This window comes from Mycobacterium sp. 852002-51971_SCH5477799-a (assembly GCF_001667145.1).
Taxonomy (GTDB): domain Bacteria; phylum Actinomycetota; class Actinomycetes; order Mycobacteriales; family Mycobacteriaceae; genus Mycobacterium.
In genome coordinates this window covers 1-25,221 of the sequence record NZ_LZIF01000114.1, presented here as the reverse complement: position 1 = coordinate 25,221, position 25,221 = coordinate 1, and the positions used below count along the sequence as shown (strand labels likewise).

General features: G+C 67.0%; 26 protein-coding genes and 1 pseudogene. 13 read left to right on the top strand and 14 right to left on the bottom strand.

The annotated features are described in order from the left end of the window. The first annotated feature begins 7 nt into the window (after positions 1-7). The 5 genes from ipdC (at position 8) to A5753_RS18785 (ending at position 3,522) form a co-directional block, all read left to right on the top strand. A complete protein-coding gene (gene ipdC, locus A5753_RS18805; RefSeq protein ID WP_067131490.1) occupies positions 8-1,081 on the top strand; it encodes a (3aS,4S,5R,7aS)-5-hydroxy-7a-methyl-1-oxo-octahydro-1H-indene-4-carboxyl-CoA dehydrogenase in 1,074 nt (357 codons plus the stop codon). Between the two features lie 71 nt (positions 1,082-1,152). Beyond that, a complete protein-coding gene (locus tag A5753_RS18800) occupies positions 1,153-1,791 on the top strand; it encodes a SatD family protein (protein WP_067131599.1) in 639 nt (212 codons plus the stop codon). Further along, complete coding sequence (locus tag A5753_RS18795; protein WP_067131486.1) at positions 1,788-2,528, top strand: hypothetical protein; 741 nt, start codon at positions 1,788-1,790, stop codon at positions 2,526-2,528. Before A5753_RS18800 ends, A5753_RS18795 begins: the two co-directional genes overlap by 4 nt. Positions 2,529-2,621: 93 nt before the next feature. Then, entirely contained in the window at positions 2,622-3,107 is a 486-nt protein-coding gene (locus A5753_RS18790; RefSeq protein WP_197694744.1) for a helix-turn-helix domain-containing protein, read from the top strand. Further along, positions 3,091-3,522, top strand: a complete 432-nt coding sequence (locus A5753_RS18785) for a VOC family protein (protein WP_067131480.1) — start codon at positions 3,091-3,093, stop codon at positions 3,520-3,522. Before A5753_RS18790 ends, A5753_RS18785 begins: the two co-directional genes overlap by 17 nt. Before the next feature lie 21 nt (positions 3,523-3,543). On the opposite strand, the gene fadA6 is transcribed toward A5753_RS18785, so the two are convergent. From fadA6 to ipdE1, 5 genes are all read right to left on the bottom strand, one after another. After that, positions 3,544-4,704 (bottom strand): steroid 3-ketoacyl-CoA thiolase FadA6, encoded by a 1,161-nt coding sequence (gene fadA6 / locus A5753_RS18780; RefSeq protein WP_067131477.1) that lies wholly within the window; start codon positions 4,702-4,704, stop codon positions 3,544-3,546. Position 4,705: 1 nt separating this feature from the next. Next, complete coding sequence (gene kstR2 / locus A5753_RS18775) at positions 4,706-5,326, bottom strand: TetR family transcriptional regulator KstR2 (protein ID WP_067131474.1); 621 nt, start codon at positions 5,324-5,326, stop codon at positions 4,706-4,708. Between the two features lie 74 nt (positions 5,327-5,400). After that, entirely contained in the window at positions 5,401-6,573 is a 1,173-nt protein-coding gene (locus tag A5753_RS18770) for a DUF4878 domain-containing protein (protein ID WP_082971388.1), read from the bottom strand. Between the two features lie 80 nt (positions 6,574-6,653). Further along, positions 6,654-7,442 (bottom strand): (5R,7aS)-5-hydroxy-7a-methyl-1-oxo-2,3,5,6,7,7a-hexahydro-1H-indene-carboxyl-CoA reductase, encoded by a 789-nt coding sequence (gene ipdF, locus A5753_RS18765; RefSeq protein ID WP_067131597.1) that lies wholly within the window; start codon positions 7,440-7,442, stop codon positions 6,654-6,656. 28 nt (positions 7,443-7,470) lie between these two features. Then, the gene (ipdE1, locus tag A5753_RS18760; protein WP_067131468.1) at positions 7,471-8,619 is read right to left on the bottom strand and encodes an acyl-CoA dehydrogenase IpdE1; all 1,149 of its coding nucleotides are present in this window, start codon (positions 8,617-8,619) and stop codon (positions 7,471-7,473) included. 119 nt (positions 8,620-8,738) lie between these two features. Between ipdE1 and fadD3 the strand changes: the two genes are divergently transcribed. Genes fadD3 through A5753_RS18735 form a run of 5 tightly spaced genes read left to right on the top strand, consistent with a single transcriptional unit; the run spans position 8,739 to position 14,485 of the window. Further along, positions 8,739-10,283 (top strand): 3-((3aS,4S,7aS)-7a-methyl-1,5-dioxo-octahydro-1H-inden-4-yl)propanoate--CoA ligase FadD3, encoded by a 1,545-nt coding sequence (fadD3, locus tag A5753_RS18755; RefSeq protein ID WP_067131465.1) that lies wholly within the window; start codon positions 8,739-8,741, stop codon positions 10,281-10,283. Then, positions 10,283-11,428 (top strand): acyl-CoA dehydrogenase family protein, encoded by a 1,146-nt coding sequence (locus A5753_RS18750; protein WP_067131462.1) that lies wholly within the window; start codon positions 10,283-10,285, stop codon positions 11,426-11,428. The genes fadD3 and A5753_RS18750 overlap by 1 nt, the downstream gene beginning before the upstream one ends. Beyond that, positions 11,425-12,369 carry an acyl-CoA dehydrogenase family protein gene (locus tag A5753_RS18745; protein WP_067131459.1) on the top strand — a complete coding sequence of 315 codons (945 nt, stop codon included), beginning with the start codon at positions 11,425-11,427 and terminating at the stop codon, positions 12,367-12,369. The genes A5753_RS18750 and A5753_RS18745 overlap by 4 nt, the downstream gene beginning before the upstream one ends. Next, complete coding sequence (locus A5753_RS18740) at positions 12,366-13,322, top strand: acyl-CoA dehydrogenase family protein (RefSeq protein WP_067131456.1); 957 nt, start codon at positions 12,366-12,368, stop codon at positions 13,320-13,322. The genes A5753_RS18745 and A5753_RS18740 overlap by 4 nt, the downstream gene beginning before the upstream one ends. Then, positions 13,319-14,485: a pyridoxal phosphate-dependent aminotransferase gene (locus tag A5753_RS18735; RefSeq protein ID WP_067131453.1), complete on the top strand. Its 1,167-nt coding sequence runs from the start codon at positions 13,319-13,321 to the stop codon at positions 14,483-14,485. Before A5753_RS18740 ends, A5753_RS18735 begins: the two co-directional genes overlap by 4 nt. Positions 14,486-14,503: 18 nt before the next feature. Here the strand turns inward: A5753_RS18735 and A5753_RS18730 are convergent, their stop codons facing one another. Next, positions 14,504-15,334: an arylamine N-acetyltransferase gene (locus tag A5753_RS18730; RefSeq protein ID WP_067131450.1), complete on the bottom strand. Its 831-nt coding sequence runs from the start codon at positions 15,332-15,334 to the stop codon at positions 14,504-14,506. 130 nt (positions 15,335-15,464) lie between these two features. Here A5753_RS18730 and A5753_RS18725 point away from each other — a divergent pair, with 130 nt between their 5' ends. Beyond that, positions 15,465-15,962: a hypothetical protein gene (locus A5753_RS18725; protein ID WP_067131447.1), complete on the top strand. Its 498-nt coding sequence runs from the start codon at positions 15,465-15,467 to the stop codon at positions 15,960-15,962. A 6-nt stretch (positions 15,963-15,968) separates the two neighbouring features. Here A5753_RS18725 and hsaB read toward each other — a convergent pair whose 3' ends face one another. Genes hsaB through hsaA form a run of 4 tightly spaced genes read right to left on the bottom strand, consistent with a single transcriptional unit; the run spans position 15,969 to position 19,507 of the window. Beyond that, positions 15,969-16,535, bottom strand: a complete 567-nt coding sequence (gene hsaB, locus A5753_RS18720) for a 3-hydroxy-9,10-secoandrosta-1,3,5(10)-triene-9,17-dione monooxygenase reductase subunit (protein WP_067131444.1) — start codon at positions 16,533-16,535, stop codon at positions 15,969-15,971. 10 nt (positions 16,536-16,545) lie between these two features. Continuing rightward, positions 16,546-17,448, bottom strand: a complete 903-nt coding sequence (gene hsaC / locus A5753_RS18715; protein ID WP_067131441.1) for an iron-dependent extradiol dioxygenase HsaC — start codon at positions 17,446-17,448, stop codon at positions 16,546-16,548. Next, positions 17,445-18,323, bottom strand: a complete 879-nt coding sequence (gene hsaD / locus A5753_RS18710; RefSeq protein WP_067131438.1) for a 4,5:9,10-diseco-3-hydroxy-5,9,17-trioxoandrosta-1(10),2-diene-4-oate hydrolase — start codon at positions 18,321-18,323, stop codon at positions 17,445-17,447. Before hsaD ends, hsaC begins: the two co-directional genes overlap by 4 nt. Further along, the gene (hsaA, locus tag A5753_RS18705) at positions 18,323-19,507 is read right to left on the bottom strand and encodes a 3-hydroxy-9,10-secoandrosta-1,3,5(10)-triene-9,17-dione monooxygenase oxygenase subunit (RefSeq protein WP_067131435.1); all 1,185 of its coding nucleotides are present in this window, start codon (positions 19,505-19,507) and stop codon (positions 18,323-18,325) included. The genes hsaD and hsaA overlap by 1 nt, the downstream gene beginning before the upstream one ends. 158 nt (positions 19,508-19,665) lie before the next feature. On the opposite strand from hsaA, the gene A5753_RS18700 reads away from it, so the two are divergent. Together A5753_RS18700 and A5753_RS18695 are read left to right on the top strand one after the other, a co-directional pair. After that, positions 19,666-20,760: a ferredoxin--NADP reductase gene (locus A5753_RS18700; RefSeq protein WP_067131432.1), complete on the top strand. Its 1,095-nt coding sequence runs from the start codon at positions 19,666-19,668 to the stop codon at positions 20,758-20,760. Positions 20,761-20,806: 46 nt separating this feature from the next. Further along, a complete protein-coding gene (locus tag A5753_RS18695; protein ID WP_067131430.1) occupies positions 20,807-21,340 on the top strand; it encodes a hypothetical protein in 534 nt (177 codons plus the stop codon). A 26-nt stretch (positions 21,341-21,366) separates the two neighbouring features. Here A5753_RS18695 and A5753_RS18690 read toward each other — a convergent pair whose 3' ends face one another. The 4 genes and pseudogenes from A5753_RS18690 to A5753_RS24630 all read right to left on the bottom strand — a co-directional run. Then, positions 21,367-24,120, bottom strand: a complete 2,754-nt coding sequence (locus tag A5753_RS18690; protein ID WP_082971387.1) for a LuxR family transcriptional regulator — start codon at positions 24,118-24,120, stop codon at positions 21,367-21,369. Positions 24,121-24,387: 267 nt separating this feature from the next. After that, positions 24,388-24,570: a hypothetical protein gene (locus A5753_RS24435; protein ID WP_156656166.1), complete on the bottom strand. Its 183-nt coding sequence runs from the start codon at positions 24,568-24,570 to the stop codon at positions 24,388-24,390. A 38-nt stretch (positions 24,571-24,608) separates the two neighbouring features. Beyond that, on the bottom strand, positions 24,609-24,893 hold the full coding sequence (locus A5753_RS24430; protein WP_156656165.1) for a hypothetical protein: 285 nt from the start codon (positions 24,891-24,893) through the stop codon (positions 24,609-24,611). Between the two features lie 96 nt (positions 24,894-24,989). Next, positions 24,990-25,221: pseudogene (locus A5753_RS24630) on the bottom strand (hypothetical protein); the annotation flags it as partial.

Here is a 25,221-nt window from a genome sequence, read left to right as displayed (position 1 = left end):
GGTGGGTATGAAGCTGCGCACGCCGCTGACCGAGCTGGTCGGTGTCGAGCACCCGGTGGTGCAAACCGGGATGGGCTGGGTGGCCGGCGCCCGGCTGGTATCGGCGACGGCCAACGCCGGAGGGTTGGGCATCCTGGCGTCGGCCACTATGACGCTGGACGAGTTGGCGACGGCCATCCGCAAGGTCAAGGCCGCCACCGACAAGCCGTTCGGCGTGAACATGCGTGCCGACGCCGCCGACGCCGGCGACCGCGTTGAGCTGATGATCCGCGAGGGCGTGAAGGTGGCGTCCTTCGCGCTGGCGCCCAAGCAGGAGCTGATCGCCCGGCTGAAAGAGGCTGGGGTCGTGGTTATCCCGTCGATCGGTGCGGCCAAGCACGCGCGCAAGGTGGCGAGCTGGGGTGCCGACGCGATGATCGTGCAAGGCGGCGAGGGCGGTGGGCACACCGGGCCCGTCGCCACCACGCTGCTGTTGCCGTCGGTGCTGGATGCCGTGCAGGGCACCGGCATCCCGGTGATCGCGGCGGGCGGCTTCTTCGACGGGCGCGGGCTGGCGGCGGCGCTGAGCTACGGCGCCGCGGGTGTCGCGATGGGCACTCGCTTCCTGCTGACCACGGATTCGACTGTGCCCGAAGCGGTCAAGCGCCGCTATCTGGAGTCGGCGCTGGACGGCACCGTGGTCACCACGCGCGTTGACGGCATGCCCCACCGGGTGCTGCGCACCGGCCTGGTCGAGAAGCTGGAAAGCGGCACGCCGATCAGGGGCCTGACCGCCGCGGTGCGCAACGCCGCCAAGTTCAAGCACATGTCGCAGATGACCTGGCGGTCGATGATCAGCGACGGCCTGGCGATGCGCCAAGGCAAGGAACTGACCTGGTCGCAGGTGGTGATGGCGGCCAACACCCCGATGCTGTTAAAAGCCGGCCTGGTTGAGGGAAACACCGATGCCGGCGTGCTGGCGTCCGGACAGGTGGCCGGCATTCTCGAGGACCTGCCGTCGTGCGCCGAACTGATCGAATCGATCGTGCGCGACGCGGTCAAACACCTGCAAGCGGCATCCGGGCTGGTGGAGGGACCGTAACCGGCCCGGTCGGTATTGAAGCGTATAGCTAAAGTTCCTACTTATGAAGCTATAATCTTCATATGGTCTGGATGAAGCAATATTCTTCACCGCAAGCGACCCTCATCGGCGATGTCGTCGGCTCCCGGCGCGCCACCGACCGCTCGAAGCTGCACCGGGCCCTGGCGAGCGCACTGCGGCACGTCGCCGGCAACGCCATCGACCCGCCGGCGTTCACCGTCGGCGACGAGTTTCAGGGCAGCTACCCGACAGCGGGTGCCGCGATCGATGCCGCCCTGTCGCTGCGGCTGGCCGTCGGCCCCGAAATCGACGTCCGATTCGGCATCGGCTGGGGCGCGGTCACCGTTTTGGATGCCGACGCGGGAATCCAGGACGGGCCGGGCTGGTGGACCGCGCGAGAGGCCATACAGCAGACCGCAGCGGCCCAGCGGCAGCCGGGCTTCCAGCTGGTGCGCACGACGTTCCGGGCGGATAGCGACACACGCGACGACGTCGCCGCGGTCAACGCGGCCCTGATTTGTCGGGACCATCTGCTTGGATCGCTCGATGAGAGGTCGTTGCGGATTGTGACGGGATTGATGGCAGGCCAGACCAAAAAGGAGCTCGCCGCCGACGAGGGCATCAGCCCGTCGGCGGTGTCCCAGCGCGCCAGTCGCGATGGCTTGGATCTGGTTGTGCTTGCCAGCCAATACCTTCGGAGCCTGCCGTGAGCGCCATCGCGGTCTTTCTCATCGCATTGGGCGTCGCCGACCTCGGCCGGCGGGCGACCCGTGTCCTCTGGCCGCCGCTGTTGATCGGGCCGGTGGTGGTGCTGGCGTGTGCGGCGCTGGGGGCCCTGTGGCATGCCGGCGACATCGCATTGCTGGTGTCGGCGGCCGCGGCGGTCATCGCCTGGGAATGGCTGTGCGCGCGAAGCGAGCGCAGCGGCACCGCGCAAGGCGCACCGTTGGCCGTCTTCGGCTCCGCGCTGGCGCTGCTGGCGGTGTTGTCCGGCTGGTCCTCGCGGGCCAACGGCGCCGTCGCGCGGTGGTCGGCCTGGGTTCACCTGCCGCTCGACCATGTCGCGCCCACCCGGCTGCTGATGCTCGTCGGCGTGGTCCTGGTCCAGTTCGCCACCGCAAATCAGTTGGTGCGCTTGGTGCTTGGCTCGGTGGGCGCGGTGCGCCCGGCCGGTGAGCCGCAGCCGTCGGACCGGCTCAAGGGCGGCAGGCTGTTGGGACCGATGGAGCGCCTGCTGATCCTGAGCCTCGGCGTCGGCGGACAGGTGGCCGCGGCCAGCGCCGTCGTGGCCGCCAAGGGCATCATCCGGTTTCCCGAATTGAACGCTCAAAAAAACCGGAACGGCGGCGTCGGCATCGACGAGGTGACCGAGTACTTCCTGGTCGGCAGCTTCACGAGTTGGCTGCTCGCCCTGGGCAGCATCGGTCTGGTCGTGGCAACCCGGTAAGGGGCCGCCCGTGCGTGAGATCGCGTATGGAAACCGCGTTGGGGCGCTCACAATTCGCGTGAAGAGCTGTGGAAGGTCCGGCACACTATGAAAGTGGCAGCTGCACCAGCAGCCCGGCATCTTCTCCGCGCCAAGGACCTGGTCGACGCGCGTTACCACGAGCCGCTCTCCGTCGCCGACATGGCAGCGGCCGCAGGCCTATCACCAGCCCACTTCAGCCGACGCTTCAAGCAGACGTTCGGCGAGTCGCCGCACCAGTACCTACTGACGCGGCGGCTCGAACGAGCCGCAGCATTGCTGCGCACAACCGACTGGACGGTCGCCGCCATTTGCTTCGCCGTCGGTTGGGAAAGCGTCGGCTCGTTCACCACCAGCTTTCGCCGCATGTTCGGCGGCACGCCGCGGGCGTACCGAAACAAGTTCCCGCCAGCCGACCGCCACGTGCGAATTCCACGCTGTGTCGTGCTGGCCTACGGGCGTCCCCAAAACCGCACGTTTCGAGAAGACTCCGAGCCCGCGACCTCCGTAGCTTCAAAACAACAGACCAAAGTCAGGAGAACCGATGCTCAAGATCGCTAACGCCCAATTCTGGGTGCATGACCAAGACGCAGCGCTGGAGTTCTACACCAAGACGCTCGGCTGGGAGATCCGAGCGGATGTGACGATGGAGGCGTGGAACTTCCGGTGGCTGTGCGTCGGACCCGTCGGGCAAGACGACGTCGGGCTGGTGCTGATGCCCGTTCCAAAAGCACCGATGCTCGACGCCGGGTCCAGCACGCAACTGGCCGAACTGGTGGCCAAGGGGGCAGGCGGAACCTTGTTTTTGGAGACCGACGATTGCCAGGCTCGTTACGACGAATTGTCCGCTCGCGGCGTTACATTCAACGATCCTCCCACCCGGCAGGCGTACGGTATCGACACTTCCTTCCGTGACCCGTCCGGCAACAACATTCGGCTCACCCAAGTACTCGAGTTCGATCCGACCCGGGGCTGATCGCTCGCCCGTTCCAGACGGCTAGAGGCGCTCGATGATCGTGACGTTCGCCGTGCCGCCGCCTTCGCACATCGTCTGCAGGCCGTAGCGACCGCCGATGCGCTCGAGCTCGTTGAGCATGGTGGTGAACAGCTTGGCGCCGGTAGCACCCAGCGGGTGGCCGAGGGCGATCGCGCCGCCGTTGGGGTTGACCTTCTCCGGGTCCGCCTTGATCTCCTTGAGCCAAGCCAACACCACCGGCGCGAAAGCCTCGTTGATCTCGACGGTGTCGATGTCATCGATGGACAGCCCGGCCTTGTCCAGTGCGTAACGCGTCGCCGGGATGGGCCCGGTCAGCATGAAGACCGGGTCGGCGGCGCGGGCGCTGATGTGATGGATGCGGGCTCGCGGCGTCAGATTGTGCTCCTTGACCGCCTTTTCGGACGCCAGCAGCACGGCACTGGCACCGTCGGAAATCTGGCTGGCCATGGCCGCGGTAAGCCGGCCACCCTCGACCAGCGGCTTGAGCCCGGCCATCTTCTCCAGCGACGACTCACGCGGGCCCTCGTCGACCCGGAACGGCCCGGATTCGGTTTCGACGGTGACGATTTCGTTGTCGAAGTGGCCGCCACGGATGGCCGCGAACGCACGCTCGTGACTGGCCAGCGCGTAGCGTTCCATCTCCTCGCGCGACAGGTTCCACTTCTCGGCGATCAACTCCGACCCGCGAAACTGCGAGATCTCCTGGTCACCATACCGGTGCAGCCACTGCTTGGATTCGTTTGTCGGCGAGGTGAATCCGAATTGCTCGCCCACGGTCATGGCCGACGAGATCGGGATCTGACTCATGTTCTGCACGCCGCCGGCGACGATCAGATCCGCTGTTCCGGACAGAACCGCCTGTGCGCCAAAGGAAATCGCCTGCTGGCTGGAACCGCACTGCCGATCGACGGTGACGCCGGGAACCTCTTCGGGATATCCGGCGGCCAGCCACGAGAGCCGGGCGATGTTGCCCGCCTGGGCCCCGATGGCATCGACACAGCCGGCGATCACGTCGTCAACCGCGGCAGGGTCGACGTCGACCCGGTCGAGCAGCCCGCGCCAGCCCAGGGCGCCCAGGTCCACCGGGTGAATCCCGGCCAGCGATCCGCCGCGCTTGCCGACCGCGGTACGCACAGCGTCGATGACGTACGCCTCTGGCATTTCAGACTCCTTGTTCGATCTTGGTTGATCCCGCAGTGATTCCGCCGAGAACGATGGCGAGGTATTGCTGACCGACTTGCTCCGCGGTAAGCGGCCCGCCCGGCTGATACCAGCGCACCGACACCCAAGTGGTGTCCCGGATGAAGCGATAGATCAGGTCGACGTCGAGGTCGGGCCGAAAGTAGCCTTGTTCAACGCCCTGATTGAGCAACTCGAGCCACATTTTGCGCTGTTGCCGGTTCATGTCCGCGATGTAGGCGAACCGCGGCTGAGACAACAGCCGCTGGGCCTCGTCCTGGTAGATCACGACCTGCGCGTGCCGGTGCTCGATTGCCTCAAACGACGCCATGAACAGCCCCTTGAGCCGCTCCAGGGGGTTGGCCTCGCTGTCCACGATCTCGCGATAGCGCGCGAACAACCAGTCCAGGAAACTCCGCAAGAGCTCGTCGACCATCTCCTCTTTGGAGGAGAAGTGGTGGTACAGACTGCCCGACAGAATGCCGGCGCTGTCGGCGATGTCGCGGACGGTGGTGGCACGCAGTCCACGCTCGGCGAACATGGTCGCGGCGAGCTCTAGTAGCTCGTCTCGACGGCTGTTGGCCTGACCGGGCGCTCGGTCCACTCGATCAGAGTATCAACCAAGCGCTTGCTTGGCCACCGAGGTACAGTTTCCAGCCCCGCCGGCCGTTGCCGGGGTCAGCGCAACGAGACCGCCGGCGGGGTCTGCGACTCGTCGGCGTTGCCGGACACGAACGCGTTGACCACGCTCGTTTTGGTGCCGCCCGATCGGGTCTGGGCGGTCAGCGGGAAGTTCACGGACCCGGAGAAGGTCGCCTCGAGACGGAAGGGGTCGAACAGGTTGACCTTGAGTCCACCGATGTCCGGCTTGCCCCAGGCCGCGGTCCCATCCACCAGGTCGTAGTCGAAGGCGTGCTGGGGGCAGTCAGGCGGTCGCAGTTGGTTCGAGTTCGCACAATTCGCCAGCGCGGCCGATATCGCGGCGCTGGTCGCCGACAAGCCCTTGTCGCTGAGTTTGAACTCCAAGTCGTTGAAGTACGCACCCGACGTCGTCAGACTGTCGAGCAGGAAGGGCTTTTTCAAGTTCACGGCCAGGTTCGGATTGGTGCTGGCGACGTCCACCCAACCGGGAAAGACGTACACCGGTGCGGTGCCGACTGGCTTGTCGAAGAACGTCGCGGTCTTGACGGCGGCCTGGTCGACGCCCGCGTGGAGGGTGTCCACCTTGATCGCGGCGTGGTCGAGCTTCCAGTCGCCGCCGGCCTTTTTGATCGACATGGTCACGTCCGACGTGTTCTCGCCGAATTTCGCCGAAACATGCACCTGGCCGAAGCCGAAGCCGCGGCCGGAATTGTCGTCGAGGATCTTGATGTCGGTGATCGGCCACCGCGCGATCTGCCGTTTGAGGATGTCGTCGGTCAGAAAGTCTTTCGACGCGGGCTGGTCGGTGCTGTACGTCAGCGCGGCTTGCGCGTCCCCGCGGGCGAGCGCTTCAAGGTAGCCCTTGGCCGCATCGCCGGCGGTGGCCGATCCGCCGCCGCTGCTGACGGCGATCACGGTGATGACGATCACGACGAGCACGACGGCGGCCACGCTGAGCCCGATGATCAACGGCTTGCGATTGCGGTGACCGGGGCTTCCGTGCGGGCCGTTGAAGTTGGCGACGGTGACCGGCGGTGGCGAGGACCACGACCCGTATGCGGGTTGCCCGAATGGGGCTGCCTGGCCACCCTGACCCCACTGTTGCGGCCACCCGGCGTCGGATTGCCAAGGGGCCCCCGGGGGCTGGCCGGGTGTGTTTGCAGGAGTCGGGTTCTCACCCCACGGTCGGTGACCCGGCCCTTCGCTCACAACACCCTCCCACCTGCATCAACCGCGTTGGTCGACCATTCTAAACACGTCGCGGGCGCGCCAGTCAGCGATATCGCAGCTCACGGATGCTGGCTGGATACCGAGATGACCTCGCCGGTGAGATAGCTCGAGTAGTCGCTGGCGAGGAACGCGATGGTGGCAGCCACCTCCCACGGCTCGGCGGCACGCCCGAAGGCCTCGCCGGCCGACAGCCGGTCGAGCAGCTCCGACGACGACGTCTTCTCCAGGAACTTGTGCCGCGCGATGCTCGGCGATACCGCATTGATCCGCACGTCGTACTCGGCGGCTTCGATTGCGCTGCAACGCGTCAGCGCCATCACGCCGGCCTTGGCGGCGGCATAGTGCGACTGCGAGTGCTGCGCGCGCCAACCGAGGACGCTGGCGTTGTTCACGATCACCCCGCCGTGCGGCGCGTCGCGGAAGTACCGCAGCGCCGCGCGGGTGGCGCGAAACACCGACGTCAGGGTCACATCCAGGACGCGGTCCCACTCTTCGTCGGTCATCTCGACCACCGGGGTCTGTCCGCCCAGGCCGGCGTTGTTGACCAGGACGTCGATGCGCCCCATCCGGGCGGTGGCCGAGGCGAACAGCGCATCGATCTGCGCGGTGGACGTCACGTCGCACAGCACGCTTTCGACCCGGCCCTGTCCCAGCGCGGCGAGCTCGTTAGCGGTCTCCCCCAACCGCCGTTCGTGGTGGTCCGAGATCACCACGTCGGCCCCCTCGGCCAGTGCCCGTCGTGCCGTCGACGCGCCGATGCCGGTGCCCGCGGCCGCGGTCACGACCACCACCTTGCCTTGCAGAAGTCCGTGTCCGGCAATCTCTTTCGGAGCTTCGGACAGACTCATGCTTCCTCCTGTGTCTTCGCGCAAGCGCTCATCCACGAACTTCTCGAGGTAGGCCGAGCACCCGCTCGGCGATGATGTTGCGCTGGATCTCGTTGGACCCGCCGTAGATGGTGTCGGCGCGGGTGAACAGGAACAGCCGCTGCCATTCGTCGAATTCGCCGTCAGCCAGCGTCAGTCCGGGCTTGCCGATGACGTCCATGGCGAGCTCGCCCAGATCGCGATGCCAGTTGGCCCACAACAACTTCGACACGTTGTCCTGTCCAGGCTGCTCGACGTCCATGGTGGCCAACGCGTAGCTGCGCATGGCGCGAAGGCCGGCCCACGCCCGGGTGAGCCGCTCACGGATGAACGGGTCGTCGGCGGCGCCGGTGCGCTGGGCGAGCTCGGCCAGGTTGGAAAGCTCACGGGCGTAACGAATTTGCTGCCCGAGCGTGGACACGCCCCGCTCAAAGGTCAGCGTGCCCATCGCGACCCGCCAGCCGTCGCCGGGCTCGCCGACCACCAGAGCAGCCTCGGTGCGGGCGTCGTCGAAGAACACCTCGTTGAACTCCGCGGTGCCGGTGATCTGGACGATCGGACGGACCTCCACACCCGGCTGATCCAGCGGCACCAGCAGATACGACAGGCCGGCGTGGCGCTTGGAGCCCTTCTCGGTGCGCGCGACCACGAAGCACCATTGCGACACGTGCGCCAGCGACGTCCACACCTTCTGGCCGTTGATCACCCACTCGTCTCCGTCGAGCTCGGCGGTGGTCGCCACGTTGGCCAGGTCGCTGCCGGCGCCGGGCTCCGAATAGCCCTGGCACCACAGCTCGGTCACGTCCAGGATCTTCGGCAAGAAACGCTGCTGCTGCTCGGGCGTCCCGAACGCGATCAGCGTGGGGCCGAGCAGCTCCTCGCCGAAGTGATTGACCTTGTCCGGGGCGTCGGCCTTGGCGTACTCCTCGTAGAAGGCCACCCGGTGCGCGGTGGACAGGCCCCGGCCGCCGTGCTCGACCGGCCAGCCCAGGCAGGTCATCCCGGCCTTGGCCAGATGTTGATTCCATGCCCGGCGCTCTTCGAACGCCTCGTGCTCGCGTCCGGGCCCGCCGAGACCCTTGAGAGCCGCGAATTCGCCGACCAGATTGTCGGCGAGCCACTGACGGACCTCGGCCCGGAACTCCTCGACATCCTGCATGCCCTGTAGGCTAACCTACCAAGCACTTGCTTTGTAGCTCGGTGACGATGCGCGCCGCGGAGCGGCGTGAGGAGAAATCGAGCGCTCACATCGCGCCAGCGTCGCTACAGGAGCTTTCGATGACCAACGATCCGCGCACGGTGCCCGCGGCGCTGGATCGTTTCGCGGACCGGCTGCCCGATCACGACGCGTTGATCACCGACGAACGGTCCTTCAGCGCCGCCGCGCTGCGCGACGAAGTGCACCGAGCCGCCGCCGCCCTCATCGACGTCGGCGTCCAGGCGGGCGACCGGGTGGCCATCTGGTCGCCGAACACCTGGCATTGGGTGGTGGCCTGCCTGGCGATCCACCACGCCGGCGCGGCGATGGTGCCGCTGAACACCCGCTACACCGCCGCCGAGGCCGGCGACATCCTGGCCCGCACCGGCGCGCCGGTGTTGTTCGGGATGGGCCGATTTCTGGGTAACGATCGCATCGCCGACCTGGACCGGGCGGCGCTTCCGGCGCTGCGCCACATCGTGCGGATACCGATCGAGGCCGCGGAGACCGGGGCCGGAAGCTGGGACGAATTCGTCGCCCGCGGCACCGACCTGGACGCGGTCGCCACTCGTGCGTCCGGCGTCGCGCCCGACGACGTCAGCGACATCCTCTTCACGTCCGGTACCACCGGCCGCAGCAAAGGCGTGCTGTGCGCGCACCGGCAGTCGCTATCGGCCTCGGCGTCCTGGGCGGCCAACGGCAAGATCACCAGTGACGACCGCTACCTGTGCATCAACCCGTTCTTTCACAACTTCGGCTACAAGGCCGGCATCCTGGCCTGTCTGCAGACGGGCGCGACGCTGATCCCCCACCTGACCTTCGACCCGCTGCGCGCGCTGCAAGCCATCGAGCGACACCGCATCACCGTGCTGCCCGGGCCGCCCACCATCTACCAAACCCTGCTGGACCACCCCGCACGCGACGACTACGACCTGAGCTCACTGCGGTTCGCGGTGACGGGCGCCGCGACCGTGCCGGTCGTGCTGGTCGAGCGCATGCAATCCGAACTCGACATCGACATCGTGCTGACCGCCTACGGGCTGACCGAGGCCAACGGCATGGGAACCATGTGCCGCGCCGACGACGACGCGGTCACCGTGGCCACCACCTGCGGGCGCCCGTTCGCCGACTTCGAAATGCGCATCGACACAACGACTGCCGGTGAGGCGGGAGAGGTGTTGCTGCGGGGACCCAACGTGATGCTGGGTTACCTCGAAGACCCGGAGGCCACCGCGGCCGCCATCGACGCCCACGGGTGGCTGCACACCGGTGACATCGGTGCCGTCGACGCGGCCGGCAACCTGCGCATCACCGATCGGCTCAAGGACATGTACATCTGCGGTGGATTCAACGTCTACCCGGCCGAGGTCGAGCAGGTGCTGGCCCGGATGGAGGGCGTGGCCGACGCCGCCGTGATCGGAGTCCCCGACGAGCGGCTCGGCGAAGTGGGCCGGGCCTACCTGGTGACCCGGCCCGACGCCCGGCTCGACGAACAATCCGTGATCGCTTACACCCGAGAGCATCTGGCGAACTTCAAGGCGCCGCGGTCGGTGCGGTTCGTCGACGCGCTGCCACGCAACGCGGCCGGCAAGGTGCTCAAACCACAACTGCGAGAGCAGGGCTAATGGATCTGGAACTCGACGAAGACGCCTTGGCCTTCCAGGCCGAGGTGCGGGAATTCTTGTCGGCCAACGCCGATTCGATCCCGACGAAGTCATATGACAACGCCGAAGGCTTTGACCAGCACCGGCATTGGGATCGCGTGCTGTTCGATGCCGGCTTGTCGGTGATCACCTGGCCGAAGAAGTACGGCGGCCGCGACGCGCCGCTGTTGCACTGGGTGGTGTTCGAGGAGGAGTACTTCCGGGCCGGCGCGCCGGGGCGGGCCAGCGCCAACGGCACCTCGATGCTGGCGCCGACGCTGTTCGCGCATGGCACCGAAGAGCAACGCGACCGGATCCTGCCGAAAATGGCCAGCGGAGAGGAGATCTGGGCCCAGGCGTGGTCGGAGCCCGAGTCTGGCAGCGACCTGGCGTCACTGCGCTCCACCGCCACCCAGACCGACGGCGGCTGGCTGCTCAACGGGCAGAAGATCTGGAGCTCGCGGGCACCGTTCGCCGAGCGGGGTTTTGGGCTGTTTCGTTCCGATCCCGGCGCCGAGCGGCACAACGGGCTGACGTACTTCATGTTCGACCTGAAGGCCAAGGGCGTCACCGTGCGGCCCATCGTCCAGCTCGGTGGCGACACCGGATTCGGCGAGATCTTCCTCGACGACGTCTTCGTTCCCGACGAGGACGTGATCGGCACCCCGCACGAGGGCTGGCGGGCGGCCATGAGCACGTCGAGCAACGAACGCGGCATGTCCTTGCGCAGCCCGGCCCGCTTCCTGGCGACCGCCGAGCGGTTGGTGCAGCTGTGGAAGGACAGTGGCTCACCCGCCGCATTCGCCGACCGGGTCGCCGACGGCTGGATCAAGGCGCAGGCCTACCGGCTGCAGACCTTCGGCACCGTGACGCGGTTGGCCCTCGGCGGGGAGCTGGGCGCCGAGTCGTCGGTAACCAAGGTGTTCTGGTCTGATCTCGACGTCGAATTGCACCAGACCGCGCTCGACCTGCTCGGCGCCGACGGGGAGCTCGTGAGCCGGTGGACCGAGGGGCTGCTGTTCGCGTTGGGCGGCCCGATCTACGCCGGCACCAACGAGATTCAGCGCAACATCATCTCCGAGCGGTTGCTGGGGCTGCCGCGCGAGAAGGCCGGGGGCAAGAAGTGAAATTTGCGCTAGACGAACAGCAGCGCGACTTCGCGGCCAGCATCGACGCCGCGCTCGGCGCGGCCGACCTGCCCGGCGCGGTGCGCGCGTGGTCCGCGGGCGACACCGCACCGGGCCGCAAGGTGTGGGAGCAGCTGGCCAACCTGGGCGTCACCGCCCTGGCAGTCCCGGAAAAGTTCGACGGCATCGAGGCCCATCCGGTCGACCTCGTCGTGGCCATCGAGCGTCTGGGACGTTGGTGCGTGCCCGGCCCGGTGGCCGAATCCATCGCTGTGGCACCGGTATTGCTCGCCTCTGGTGATCACGCCGACCGGTGCGCCGAATTGGCATCCGGGGAATTGATCGCCACAGTCGCCATGCCGCCGCAGACACCGCGTGCCGTCGACGCCGACGTCGCCGGCCTGGTGCTGTTGGCCGGCGAGGACGGCGTCACCGAGGCGACACCGGGCGACCTCCACGAATCCGTCGACCCGAGCCGGCGGCTGTATGACGTGACGGGGACCGGGTCGTCGTGGCGGGCGGATGCCAAGCGCGCCTACGAGTTCGGCGCGCTGGCCACCGCGGCCCAGCTGATCGGCGCGGCCGAGGCGCTGCGCGACGGCGCGGTCGACTACGCCAAGCAACGCACCCAGTTCGGCCGGGTGATCGGCTCCTATCAGGCGATCAAGCACAAGCTCGCCGACGTGCACATCGCCATCGAACTGGCCCGTCCGCTGGTATACGGCGCGGCCCTGACCATGGATCCGCGCGACGTCAGCGCCGCCAAGGCGGCGGCGTCCGAGGCGGGGCTGCTTGCGGCTCGGTCGGCGTTGCAGACCCACGGCGCGATCGGTTTCACCCAGGAACACGACTTGTCGCTGTTGCTGCTGCGCGTGCAGGCGTTGCGGTCCGCGTGGGGTACGCCGGAGGAACATCGGCGGCGCGTGCTGGAGGCGCTATGAGCACAACTGAAGAACGGCAGATGCTGGCCGAGACCGTCGCCGCCCTGGTGGCCAAGCACGCCGGCCCGGCGGCCGTGCGCGCGGCCATGGAGTCCGACCGCGGCTACGACGAATCGCTGTGGCAACTGCTGTGCGAGCAGGTCGGCGCCGCGGCCCTGGTGGTGCCCGAGGAGTTGGGCGGCGCGGGCGGCGAATTGGCCGACGCCGCAGCCGTTTTGCAGGAACTCGGCCGCGCGCTGGTGCCCTCCCCACTGCTGGGTACCACGCTGGCCGAGCTGGCGCTGCTGAGCGCGACCGAGCCAGATGCCGCGACGCTGGAAAGCCTTGCCGAGGGCGGCTCGATCGGCGCGCTGGTGCTCGATGCCGACTATGTGATCAACGGCGATATCGCCGACGTCGTGGTTGCCGTCGAGGACGGCCGGCTGAACAGGTGGACCCGGTTCGGCGCGCAGCCCGTCACCACCATGGATCCGACCCGGCGACTGGCGCGGGTGAAAGCCGAGGAGACCGTGCCGATCGGCACCGACCCGGGGCTGGCGGACAAGGCGGCCGTCCTGCTGGCCGCCGAGCAGATCGGCGCCGCCGAACGCTGTTTGGAACTGACCGTCGAATACGCCAAGGACCGCGTGCAATTCGGCCGGCCGATCGGCAGCTTCCAGGCCCTCAAGCACCGAATGGCCGATCTGTATGTCACTGTCGCCGCGGCCAAGGCCGTCGTCACCGATGCGTGCGATGACCCCGCTCCCACCAGCGCCGCCACCGCCCGGCTGGCCGCCACCGAGGCACTGAACACGGTGGCCGCCGAGGGCATCCAGCTGCACGGCGGCATCGCGATCACCTGGGAACACGACATGCACCTGTACTTCAAACGTGCCCACGGCAGCGCGCATCTGCTGGAATCGTCGCACGAACTACTCAAGCGACTGGAATCCGAGGTACTCACGGCGCCGTGACCGACCGCGTCTCGCTACGATCCGGCATCCCACCGTTTTACGTGATGGACGTCTGGCTGGCGGCCGCGGAACGCCAGCGCAGCCACGGCGACTTGGTCAACCTGTCGGCGGGCCAGCCCAGCGTGGGGGCCCCCGAGCCGGTGCGAGCGGCCGCGGCCGCCGCCGTGCACTCCAACGAACTGGGTTACTCGGTGGCATTGGGCATTCCCGAGCTGCGAGCCGCGATCGCCGCCGACTATCAGCGCCAGCACGGGCTCGACGTGGAACCCGACGCGGTGGTGATCACGACGGGTTCCTCGGGCGGTTTCCTGCTCACCTTCCTGGCCTGCTTCGACGCGGGCGACCGGGTGGCGCTGGCCAGCCCTGGCTATCCGTGCTACCGAAACATCCTGTCGGCCTTGGGATGTGAGGTTGTGGAAATCCCCTGCGGACCGCAGACCCGCTTCCAGCCGACCGCGCGGATGCTCGCCGAACTCGACCCGCCGGTGCAAGGTGTGGTCATCGCAAGCCCGGCCAACCCCACCGGCACGGTCATCGAGCCGACGGAACTGGCCGCTATCGCATCGTGGTGCGATGCGACGGGAGCGCGACTCATCAGCGACGAGGTCTACCACGGTCTGGTATACCAAGGGGCACCGCAGACCAGCTGCGCGTGGCAGACATCGCGAAATGCCGTCGTGGTCAACAGCTTTTCGAAGTACTACGCGATGACGGGCTGGCGGCTGGGCTGGCTGTTGGTGCCGTCCGAGTTGCGCCGCGCGGTGGATCGCCTCACCGGCAACTTCACCATCTGCCCGCCAGTGCTGTCACAACTCGCCGCGGTCGCGGCCTTCACCCCGGAGGCCACCGCCGAGGCCGACGGCCACCTGCAGCACTATGCGGCCAATCGTTCGTTGGTGCTCGACGGGCTACGCGGCATCGGCATCGAGCGTCTTGCCCCGACCGACGGCGCCTTCTACATCTACGCCGACGTATCGGAATTCACCGACGACTCGCTCGAGTTTTGTTCGAAGCTGTTGGAAGACACCGGCGTCGCGATCGCGCCCGGGATCGACTTCGACACCGCGCGGGGCGATTCGTTCGTGCGGCTGTCGTTTGCGGGGCCGACGAACGACATCGACGAAGCGCTGCGACGGCTCGGTCCCTGGCTTTCGGCCCGCTAGGGAAGGCCGGCGAGGCGCCTAGGCGCCGAGCACCTGCGCGATGCGCGTCTCGAGCGCACCCCGATCGCCGACACCCGCCAGGTCGATGCCGAACCGCCCGCCGATCGTGTCGAGGACCGCCGCGGCGTCGTCGAGGCGGATCTTCTCGCTGCCGTCGCCGCGGTGGATGGTCAGGTTCCTGCCGGCCAGGTTGTAGCGGGCATCCTCGGTGGTCAGCGCGACCGTCAAGCCGGTCACGAAGATCGACGACGGGTGCGTGGACACGTACCAGCTGCCCACCGTCAGGTCGATCTGCGGCACGGTCTGGGTGCCGAATGTGTACAGCGGCTGCCACTCGTCGCGGATCAGAGCCTGCAGGACCAGGCCGTCACCGTGGTCGTTCAGCCGGTACGGCTCGTGCGTGGTCTGCTGGGCGTTGCCGGTCTGCAACCGGATGGGAGAGGTCAGGGTCTGGCCGCCGAAGCCGACGTCGACCAGGAAGGAACCCTGCGAGCCGGGAAATGTCACCGCCAGCACCGTGTGGGTCTGGGCGCCCAGCGGCGCGTCGGGAGGCAGTATCCAGACCACCCGCCCGGCCAACCGCCGCACCCGAAACCCGATTTCGGTCAGCGCGTACCCCATCAGCCCGTTCTGCTCGTAGCAGTAACCCCCGCGGCGCCGGCAGACCAGCTTGTCGGTCAACGCTTCCGGGCTCAGGTCGTCGACCGGCACGCCCATCAGCGGATCGAGATTCTCGAACGGAATCGAGCCGGTGTGCGCGGTCATCAGGTCCTGCAGCACATCGAGGGTCGGCTCGGCGGGACCGCCGTAGTTGATGCGGTCGAAATACGCGCCCAGATCCAGCGTCATGACACCATTCTGGCCCGCGGCCGTCCGGCCGGGACCGCGGACGTCGCCATCGGTTGTTTCATTCGTGTCGAATACGGCAACCCGCGAAAAGGGACCTCAGCGCTTCCCAACACTGACAACGGAGTCCATCATGAACAGCAGCAACATCGTTTGGATCGCTATCGCCGCGGTCGTGGCCGTTTTCATCATCATCGTTCTGGTCATGCTTGCCCGAAGAGCGAGCATGCGCCGCCGCGAGCGGCAGGCCGAGGGGATTCGCGAACAGGCCCGAGTGGAGACCGCCAAGGTCGAGCGCCGCGAGGCACTGGCCGCGGAAACCTCCGCGAAAGCGCGCGCCGCGCAGGCCGAAGCCGAGGCCAAAGCGGCCGAAGCCGCGCGGCTGCAGGACCGGGCGTCAGCGCATCAGACCGAAGTGGCGTCCTCGCGCGAACAGCTGAACGAGCAATGGCAGCGGGCCGACAGCCTGGATCCGAAAGTGAAGACCGAAAAGGACTCCGCTACCGACAAGGGCGAAGACGACCGCGACGCCGCGTGGAGCCAGGAGCAGCCGATCCCCGACAACTCCCCCACAGTGAACCTCTCGGGCACCGAGCGCGACGCCGGAAGCCATCGCGGTGGGCCCACCTGAGAACTACTACAACCAAGTGTCTTGGGTGGTGGTGGTCAGGAACGCCTCCAGGTCATCGCGCCATTGTGCCGGCGTCGTCTTGTCCGGCTCGATGCCGGTGTATTCGCCGCGGTAGAACAGCAGCGGCCGCGGCTTGATCTTAGGCGCCTCCGAAAGTGATTGCACGGCACCGAAAACAACGAAGTGATCGCCCCCGTCGTGCGCGGAGGCAACCGTGCAGTCGATGTAGGCCAGCGAATTGTCGATGATCGGGGAACCGAGTTCGGAAGGGTGCCAGTCGATCCCGGCGAACTTGTCCGGCTCCTTGGAGCCGAAGCGGGCCGAGACGTGCTTCTGCTGCTCGGTCAGCATGTTGACGCAGAACCGGCCGCTGGCCTCGATGGCCCTCCACGAACGCGACACCTTGGTGGGGCAGAACAGCACCAGCGGCGGATCCAGCGATAGCGCCGCGAAGGACTGACAGGCGAAGCCGACCGGGACGTCGTCGTGCACGGTGGTGATGATGGTGATCCCGGTGCAGAACTGGCCGAGCACGCTGCGGAACGTGCGCGGGTCGATCGGCGCGGCAGTCATGGCCTGGGATTCAGCCCTTGAAGCCGACGCTGAAGTCGTGGCCCCACAGGCTGATCGCGGTGCTCTCCCGGGCGATCCAATCGCTGTCTTCGACTTGCCTTCCCTCGCAGCCGAATTCGATGTCGAACCCGCTGGGCGTCTTCATGTAGAAGGACAGCATCAGGTCGTTGACGTGGCGGCCCAGCGTCGCCGACATCGGCACCTTGCGGCGTAGTGCCCGATCCAGGCACAGGCCCACGTCGTCGGCCTGTTCGACCTCGACCATCAGGTGCACGATGCCGCTCGGGGTCTGCCCGGGCATGAAGGCCAGGCTGTGGTGACGCGGGTTGCAGCCCAGGAAGCGCAGCCAGGCCGGCGGGCCATCGGCCGGTCGGCCGACCACCTGCGGCGGTAACCGCATCGAGTCCCGCAGCTTGAAGTCCAGCACGTCGCGGTAGAAGTGCAGGGTCTCTTCGTCGTCGCGAGTGGTCAGCACCACGTGGCCCAGGCCCTGCTCGGCGGTGACGAACTTGTGCCCGTACGGGCTGACCACCCGGCGGTGTTCGAGGGCGGCGCCGTGAAAGACCTCCAGGCAGTTGCCGGACGGATCGGAGAACCGGATCATCTCGTCGACCCGGCGATCGGCCAGTTCGGCCGCGGTGGCCTCCTTGTACGGAGTGCCCTCGACGTCGAGCCGGCTCCGGATCTCTTGCAGGCCCGCGGCATTCGCGCATTCCCAGCCGGCCTCGATGAGCCGGTCCTGCTGCCCGGGCACGATCACCAGCCGGGCTGGAAAGTCGTCCATCCGCAGATACAGCGCATCTTCGGTCGCGCCCTTGCCCTCGACCATGCCGAGGACCTTCAGACCGTAGTCGCGCCAGGCCGCCATGTCGGTGGCCTCGATACGCAGATAGCCCAGAGAGCGGATGCTCATCGCGCACCTCCCAGGAAATCGATGGTGAGCTTGTTGAACTCGTCGAACTTCTCCACCTGCGCCCAGTGCCCACATTGCCCGAAAACGTGAAGCTGTGCACGCGGAATGGTTTTCAATGCGACCAGTGCGCCGTCGAGCGGGTTGACCCGATCCTCGCGGCCCCAGATCAGCAGCACCGGCTGACGCAGCCGATGCACCTCGCGCCACATCATGCCGAGCTCGAAATCCGCTCCGGCGAACGACATTCCCATCGCGCGGGTCGCCGTCAGCGATTCAGGCGTGCTGGCCAACTCGAAACGCTGGTCGATCAACTCCGGGGTGATCAGTTTCTGGTCGTAGACCATCACCCGCAGGAACGCCTCGAGGTTTTCGCGGGTGGGCTCGGCGGAGAACTTGCCCAGCCGTTTGACGCCCTCGGTCGGGTCGGGCGCAAACAGGTTCACGCTCACCCCACCCGGCCCCATCAGCACCAGGCGTCCGGCCCGGTCCGGGTAGTCCAGCGCGAAGCGCACCGCGGTGCCGCCGCCGAGTGAATTCCCCACCAGCGGAACGCGTCCCAGACCCAGCTGGTCGAACAGACCCGCCAGCGCCCGTGCCGCGTAGTGGTTGAACTGCCCGTGCTCGGCGCGCTTGTCGGAGTGGCCGTACCCGGGCTGGTCGACCGCCAGCACGTGAAACTGCTTCGCCAGCACTCCGATGTTGCGGGAGAAGTTCGTCCAGCTCGCCGCGCCCGGGCCGCCGCCGTGCAGCAGCACCACCGTCTGCTCGTTGCCGACTCCGGCCTCGTGGTAGTGCAGTTTCAGCGGACCGTCGACGTCGACCTCCGCGAAGCGCGAAGTGGACTCGAAGGTGATTTCTTCGGTTGCCGAGGTCATCAGACCATGGTGTCGCCGGGCGGCAACCCGAACTCGTTGTTCCCGAAGATCTGGTAGGCCCGCTCGGGGTCGTTGGCCGCGTGCACCCGGCCGGCATGTGCGTCACGCCAAAACCGTTGCACCGGTTGGTCATTGCCCAGGGCCGTGGCGCCGGAAGCCTCGAACAGCCGGTCGATGGAGGCGATCGCGCGGCCGGTGGCGCGCACCTGGTCGCGGCGCGCGCGGGCACGCAGCTCGAAGGGGATCTCCTTGCCGGCCGACAGCAGCGCGTACTCGTCGGCAACGTTGCCGCTCAGCTGGCGCCACGCCGCGTCGATGTCGCTGGCCGCTTCGGCGATGCGGACCTTGGCGAACGGGTCGTCCTTGGCCTTCTCACCGGCGAACGCCGCGCGCACCCGCTTGCCCTGGTGCTCGACGTGCGCGTCGTACGCCCCGTAGGCCATGCCGACGATCGGTGCCGAGATCGTGGTGGGGTGCATTGTGCCCCAAGGCATCTTGTAGACCGGGGCGGAGTTGGTCTCATACCCGCCCGCGGTGCCGTCGTTCATCGCCTTGTAGGACAGGAACCGGTGCCGCGGCACGAAGACGTCCTTGACGACCACGGTGTTGCTGCCCGTGCCGCGCAGGCCGACGACATGCCACACGTCGTCGATGCGGTACTCGCTGCGCGGGATCAGGAAAGAGCCGAAGTCGACCGGACGGCCGTCCTTGATCACCGGACCGCCGAGGAACGCCCACGTGGCGTGGTCACAACCCGAGGACCAGTTCCACGCGCCGTTGACCAGGTAGCCGCCGTCGGTCACCACGCCCGCGCCCATCGGCGCATACGACGACGAGACCCGGGTCTTTGGGTCCTCGCCCCAGACCTCCACCTGCGCGTCCTGGTCGAACAGCGCCAGGTGCCAGTTGTGCACGCCGATGATCGAGCTCACCCAGCCGGTGGAACCACACGCGCTGGCCAGCCGCCGCACCGCCTCGTAGAACAGCGTCGGGTCGCACTGCAACCCGCCCCACTGCTCGGGTTGCAACAGGGTGAAGAAGCCCACGTCCTGCAGATCCTGGACGGTCTCGTCGGGCAGCCGCCGCAGGTCCTCCGTCGCCTGAGCGCGTTCGCGTATCTGCGGGAGCAGATCATCGATGCCAGCCAAAACCGACTGCGCATCACGCTGTTGAATGGACGTCACTTACGTTTGCCTCCTGCGCCAGACTTACTCAGCGGACTTACACCAGAGACTAGAACACGTTCCGATTTGTGTCGAGCAGGGTATTCCTGCGGCTGGTAGCGATACGAATCCGCTTTTCTGTAACATGTTCTAGTTGCAACGAAAGGAAGGGACGGGCCTTGACCGAGGCGGATCTGGACCAAGCACCCGACGAGCCACTGGGTGACCACGTCCTTGAACTGCAGGTCGCCGAGGTCATCGCCGAGACCGACGATGCGCGGTCGTTGGTGTTCGCGGTGCCGGACGAGGCGGGCGACCCCGACGTGCCGCCCGAGCGGCTGCGGTACGCGCCGGGCCAGTTCTTGACGCTGCGCATTCCCAGTGAGCGCACCGGGTCGGTGGCGCGTTGCTATTCGTTGTGCAGCTCGCCGTTCACCGACGACGCCCTGACGGTCACGGTCAAACGAACCGCGGACGGCTACGCGTCCAACTGGTTGTGCGACCACGCGCACAAGGGCATGCGGATTCACGTGTTGGCCCCGTCGGGCAACTTCGTTCCCAAAACGCTGGGCGATGACTTCCTGCTGATGGCCGCGGGCAGCGGCATCACCCCGATCATGTCGATCTGCAAGTCGGCCCTGGCCGAGGGCAGCGGGCAGGTGACGCTGGTCTACGCCAACCGCGACGACCGTTCGGTGATCTTCTCCGACGCCCTGCGCGAGCTGTCGGCCAAATATCCCGACCGGCTCACGGTTCTGCACTGGCTGGAATCGCTGCAGGGCCTGCCCAGCGTGGCCGCGCTGGCCAGGCTGGCCGCCCCCTACACGGATCGGCCGGTATTCATCTGCGGCCCGGGCGCCTTCATGGATTCGGCGAGACAGGCCCTGGAAGGGCTGAAAGTGCCTGCGGCGCAGATACATATCGAGATCTTCAAGTCGCTGGACTCGGATCCGTTCGCGGCGGTGCGCATCGAGGACACCGCCGAAGGTGACGAGCCGCCGGCGACGGCAGTGGTCGAGCTGGACGGCGAAACCCACACCGTGTCGTGGCCACGCAACGCCAAGTTGCTCGACGTGCTGCTGGCCAAGGGCCTCGATGCGCCCTTCTCCTGCCGCGAGGGCCATTGCGGCGCGTGTGCGTGCACGCTGCGCAGCGGCAACATCAGCATGGAGGTCAACGACGTACTCGAGCAGCAGGATCTGGACGAGGGCTTGATCCTGGCCTGTCAATCCCACCCTGAATCTGATTCGGTAGAAGTCACCTACGACGAGTAGTCGCCGGGTTAAGTTCACCCTTGGGTCACAGGGAAGGGAAGCATCGATGATGCGGCTGGTATCGGGATTCGCAGTCGTCGCGCTGATGCCGATGTTTCTGCCGGCCGGGGTGTGCGCGGCGGCGAGCAACACCGCCACCACGCTGTTCCCGCTGGACGGGCCCAATCAGCTGGAGACGCGCGCCATCCTGAATTGCTTCAAAGCCGATGGCCACTGCGACTTCACGGCCGGCGCGGACATGCTCACGCCCGACGGGGTCACCGGGTTCCCGCCCGGCCTGTGGGCGCGGCAAACCACCGAGATCCGGTCCTCCAACCGGCTGGCCTATCTCGACGCGCATGCCGACGGCCAGTACGAGCGGGTGCACAAGTCGATGGGTTCCGACGAGATCACCACCATCTACATGGGTGAGGGCCCGCCGGACAAGTATCAGACGCACGGGCGCATCGACTCCACCGACTGGCAGACGGGCCAGCCCAAGACCGACAACAACGTCATCGCCTGCACCCACATCCAGGTGGTCTACTCCGGGGTCAACATCACGTCCCCGAGCACCTGCGCGGTCACCACGTTCTCCTGAAACGCCGGACGTCACAGCGGATCAGATCACGAGTTTTCCTTCAGGGCTTGCAGCGCCCGGTGAAGCTCGGCGCGCGATCGGATGCTCAGTTTGCGGTAGACGCGGCTGAGGTTGACCTCCACGGTCTTGGGGCTCACGAACAGGGCGGCCGCGATGTCGCGATTGGTCAATCCCGAGACGGCCAGGTCGGCGACGCGTTCCTCGGTGACGGTCAATCCCGGCTCGCGGCCTCGGATCGAGAGGCCGCGCGCCAGTTCGGATTCGGCGCGGCCGGCCCACACCGTCGTGCCGAGTCGCACAAAGGTGTCCCGCGCCTCTCGCAGCGCTGCACCGGCCGCGTCGCGATGGCGCCGCCGGCGCTGCAGCTGGCCGGACAACAGCTGAGTGCGGGCGCGTTCAAACGGCATTGCGAGGCGTTGGTGCTCGGCCAATGCCAGCTCGACGCTTGTGATCGCGCCTGGAACATCGCCTCGCGCAGCCTGCAGCATGGCGCGACAGCGCATACCGACCGCGAGGGTCCAGGCGCGGTCAAGCCGGCGGCCGTTGCGCTCCAAGGCTTGCACCAGCGGCTCGGCATCGTCCAATCGACCGAGACCGACCATGGCCTCAACGGCCTCGGGGACGAAAGACGACGAGATGATCTCACTCGCCTCCGGGAAGAGTTCCACCATGGGCAACAGCGGCTCGAGCGCGTTCATGGCCGCTTGATAATCCCCTGAGGAGACCTCGACAAATCCGGCTATCGTGGCCGGCCACTCGGCCAAACGCCTTGAGCCGCAACGCTGGGCGGCCGCTATCGCCTGGCGTAGATCGCTTCGAGCATCACCGAGGCGGCCGACGTGTGCGGCGACCGCGGCCCGCAGGGTGAACCCGATGAACATCGGGAAGTCACCGCCTAGCAGAGTTGCCCGTTCCATCGTCGCGTCGGCGATGACCGCCGCACTGGCGAGGTTGCCGAGCCAGATGTCGATGAGGGTGAGATGGAAACCGATGAAGATCAGCTCGGCTTCCTCGCCGAGAGCGAGACAGTACCGTTCCATTTCAGCCAGTTCTTCACGGGCACTCGACAATTCACCCGTCCAAGCGCGCAGCAGGCTCATCTGTGCACGAGGCCGCAACGGCAACGGGACTGGCGCGCCCGGGCCTTCCATCCCGACTGCGAGTTGCATCGCGGGCTCGTCAAAGCCCTTGCCGCACATGAAGTCGATCATCACCCGCATGCCCAGCGCCGGCCCGAGCAGTGCGGCGGCGCCGAGACCCTCGGCATCGGCTACGGCCCGCTCAACTCGCGCATAGGCATGCTCGTGTCGGCCCGCGTTGAGCAAAGCGAACGCCAGGCTGATCAGGATGCGCACGCGTAAGGCGGCGTCGGCACCGCTTTCGTCTACAGCCTCCTCGAGCACGTCCGCCGCTTCCAGGAAGCTGTCGTCGGAGAGGACGATCAGCCCCAGCTGGTGCAATGCTTCGGCGCGGGTCGGGCAGGGCGGCAGCGCCGCGATGACCGCGTCGAGGATTCGCCGGGCCCGGGCCGGGTCACCTGCCACGAAATAGTCTGTCGCACAACGTATCTTGCGCCGCGGATCGTTGTCACCGGCCAGGCCGACGGCAAGATCAACCAGCTCGGCGGCGGCGGCGGGTGCGCCCCTGCAGCGGGCAATCTCGGCGGCCCTGTCCAGCGCGGCCACGGTCTCCGGCTTCCCGGACGTGTCGGCGAGCGCGAGGTGGCGGGCGTGCAACTCGGGTTGAGCGGTGAGTTCGGCGAGCCGGCGGTGCATTTCACGGCGACGACCGGGCGCCGCTGCGCTGTAGACGCCGTGCGCCAGGAGGGGGTGGGTAAACCGGAGCCGGCTCCCGTCGATAGCCACCACCGCTTGGTTCTCGGCTTCCCGCAGCGATCGCACCACCTGATCCGGCGGGCAATCGGTGGCCCGCGCCACCATCGACACCGTCGGATCAGGCAGGCTGGCGATGGCAAGCAGAACGTCTTCGGCGCCGACCCGACTGATCCTCGCGCGGACCAATTCATTGAGGCTGCCCGGCAGACTCGTTTCGAAAGCGCGTCCTTCGACGCCCAGTTCTCGAGTCAATTCCAGCGCGAAAAACGGGTTGCCCGCGGCGATCTCGTGAATGCGTAGCAGCGTAGGACGCGCCACGGAATGTCCCAGCCGCAGCAGCAGAACCTGATGCAACTCGCCAACGGTCAACGGCTGCATTCGGATGCGACGCATGTCGTCGGGGTCGGGCAGCTGCAACCGCGCAGCGGCCTCTTCGGTACGCGTCGTGCACAGCAGGGCCGCGCCGGCGCGAAGGCGACGTGCTGCGTACGCCACCACACTGGCGCTCGACGCGTCCGACCACTGAAGATCGTCGATGGCGATCAAGACAGGCCGCACGGCGGCGAGTCGGCCGATGATTGCCACAAACGCCGCCGCCACCGCCCTGGGATCGATCTCGGAAACCTCTACGACGTCTCTTAGCAGCGCACCGCCCAAGGCCTGCTGCTGCGGAGCCGGCAGATCAGCCCAGACCGAGTCGTCGACGTCGTCCAGCAGGTCGGCCAGCACCGTATATGCCAGCACCGACTCGGCCGCGGCGGCGCGGCAGCTCAGCACGCGATATCCGCATTCGCCAGCCCGGCGGACCGCGTCCACCCACACGGCCGTTTTGCCGATGCCCGCCTCGCCCTCGATGACGAGTGCGCACGATCGATGTGGCAAAGAATCAAGAAGGTCGCTGACGGCGCGCTCTTCGGCCTGCCGGCCGACCAATCGCTCCGTCACATCAACCCTTCACACCATCACACGGCGGGGGCCCACCACGGCAGCGACTGTCGCGATAACGGCCCCGACACCGGCTCCTTCGTTTGCCAGACGTGGAGTCCGGCCCGGCCGGTGGCTACTGCAGAGATTCTCGCAGAACTTCGCTGAGACGGCTCGATTTCTGAAACATAAATGATCGGCAACTATGGGTGCACGGCCGGGAAACTTTGCTCGGCGAAGCCGGTCAGCCCGCGGAAAGACGTGGTCGCCGCCATCGAGCCGACCCCGTCAGCCATCCAGGGGCCGCGTCCAACCGACGCCACTGCTGATCCGTCCCGCGGGGGTGCCGACGTCGGCGCATACCTGCGCGACCAGCTCGGCCGACTCGGCAGCAAAGACACCGAACGCGTAATCGTCGTCTGGCACCGTCATCGCCGTCAGAAGCTGCACCGGAGCTCCACGAGTCGTCATCAATTCAGCACGGCCATTCAGCCGATCGACGATATCGCCTATCGAGTGGGCGGATGTTCGTGGTCCGTACCACTCGACGAGGAACCGTTGTGGTTGAGGGCCCGCGGTCGCCATTTGTTTCTGAGGATATCGACGCCGGCAATCGTCGGCATCAGGGTTTTCCCTACCGCCTTGCGAAAGTGTAGGGACATCCATTTGCCGTCCTGAAATTGTCGGCCGATCAATCCGATTCGGCTGCCATGGACCTCGCGCGCAAGGTAACACCACAACTGCCCGAATAACGGATTGCGCTCGTCGGCGCCATTTATTTCGAGAAGCGGCACCCAAACAAGTTTTTGCACGGCTTTGAATGCGCTACGAACATTTCCGAGCCCCGGGGGCAGCCCGAATGGATGCCCCCGGTTCAGCGGTCGCCGCCGTCAGTACAGCGGTATCCAGGTGCCGAAGAACCAGTAACCAAAGCCGCCGTAGTCCGCGTTGAAGACCGGAAGGACGGTGAAGTTGTTGTAGCTGAAGGGCGCGTAATAGTTCTGTCCGTAGGATGCGTCAACCGGCGTCCCTTGCCAGGGCTGGTTCCAGCCGCCGGCAGGCGGCGGCCCATTCCAGCCACCAGACGGGGGCGGGCCTTCCCAGTTCGGCGGGGGGTAGCCA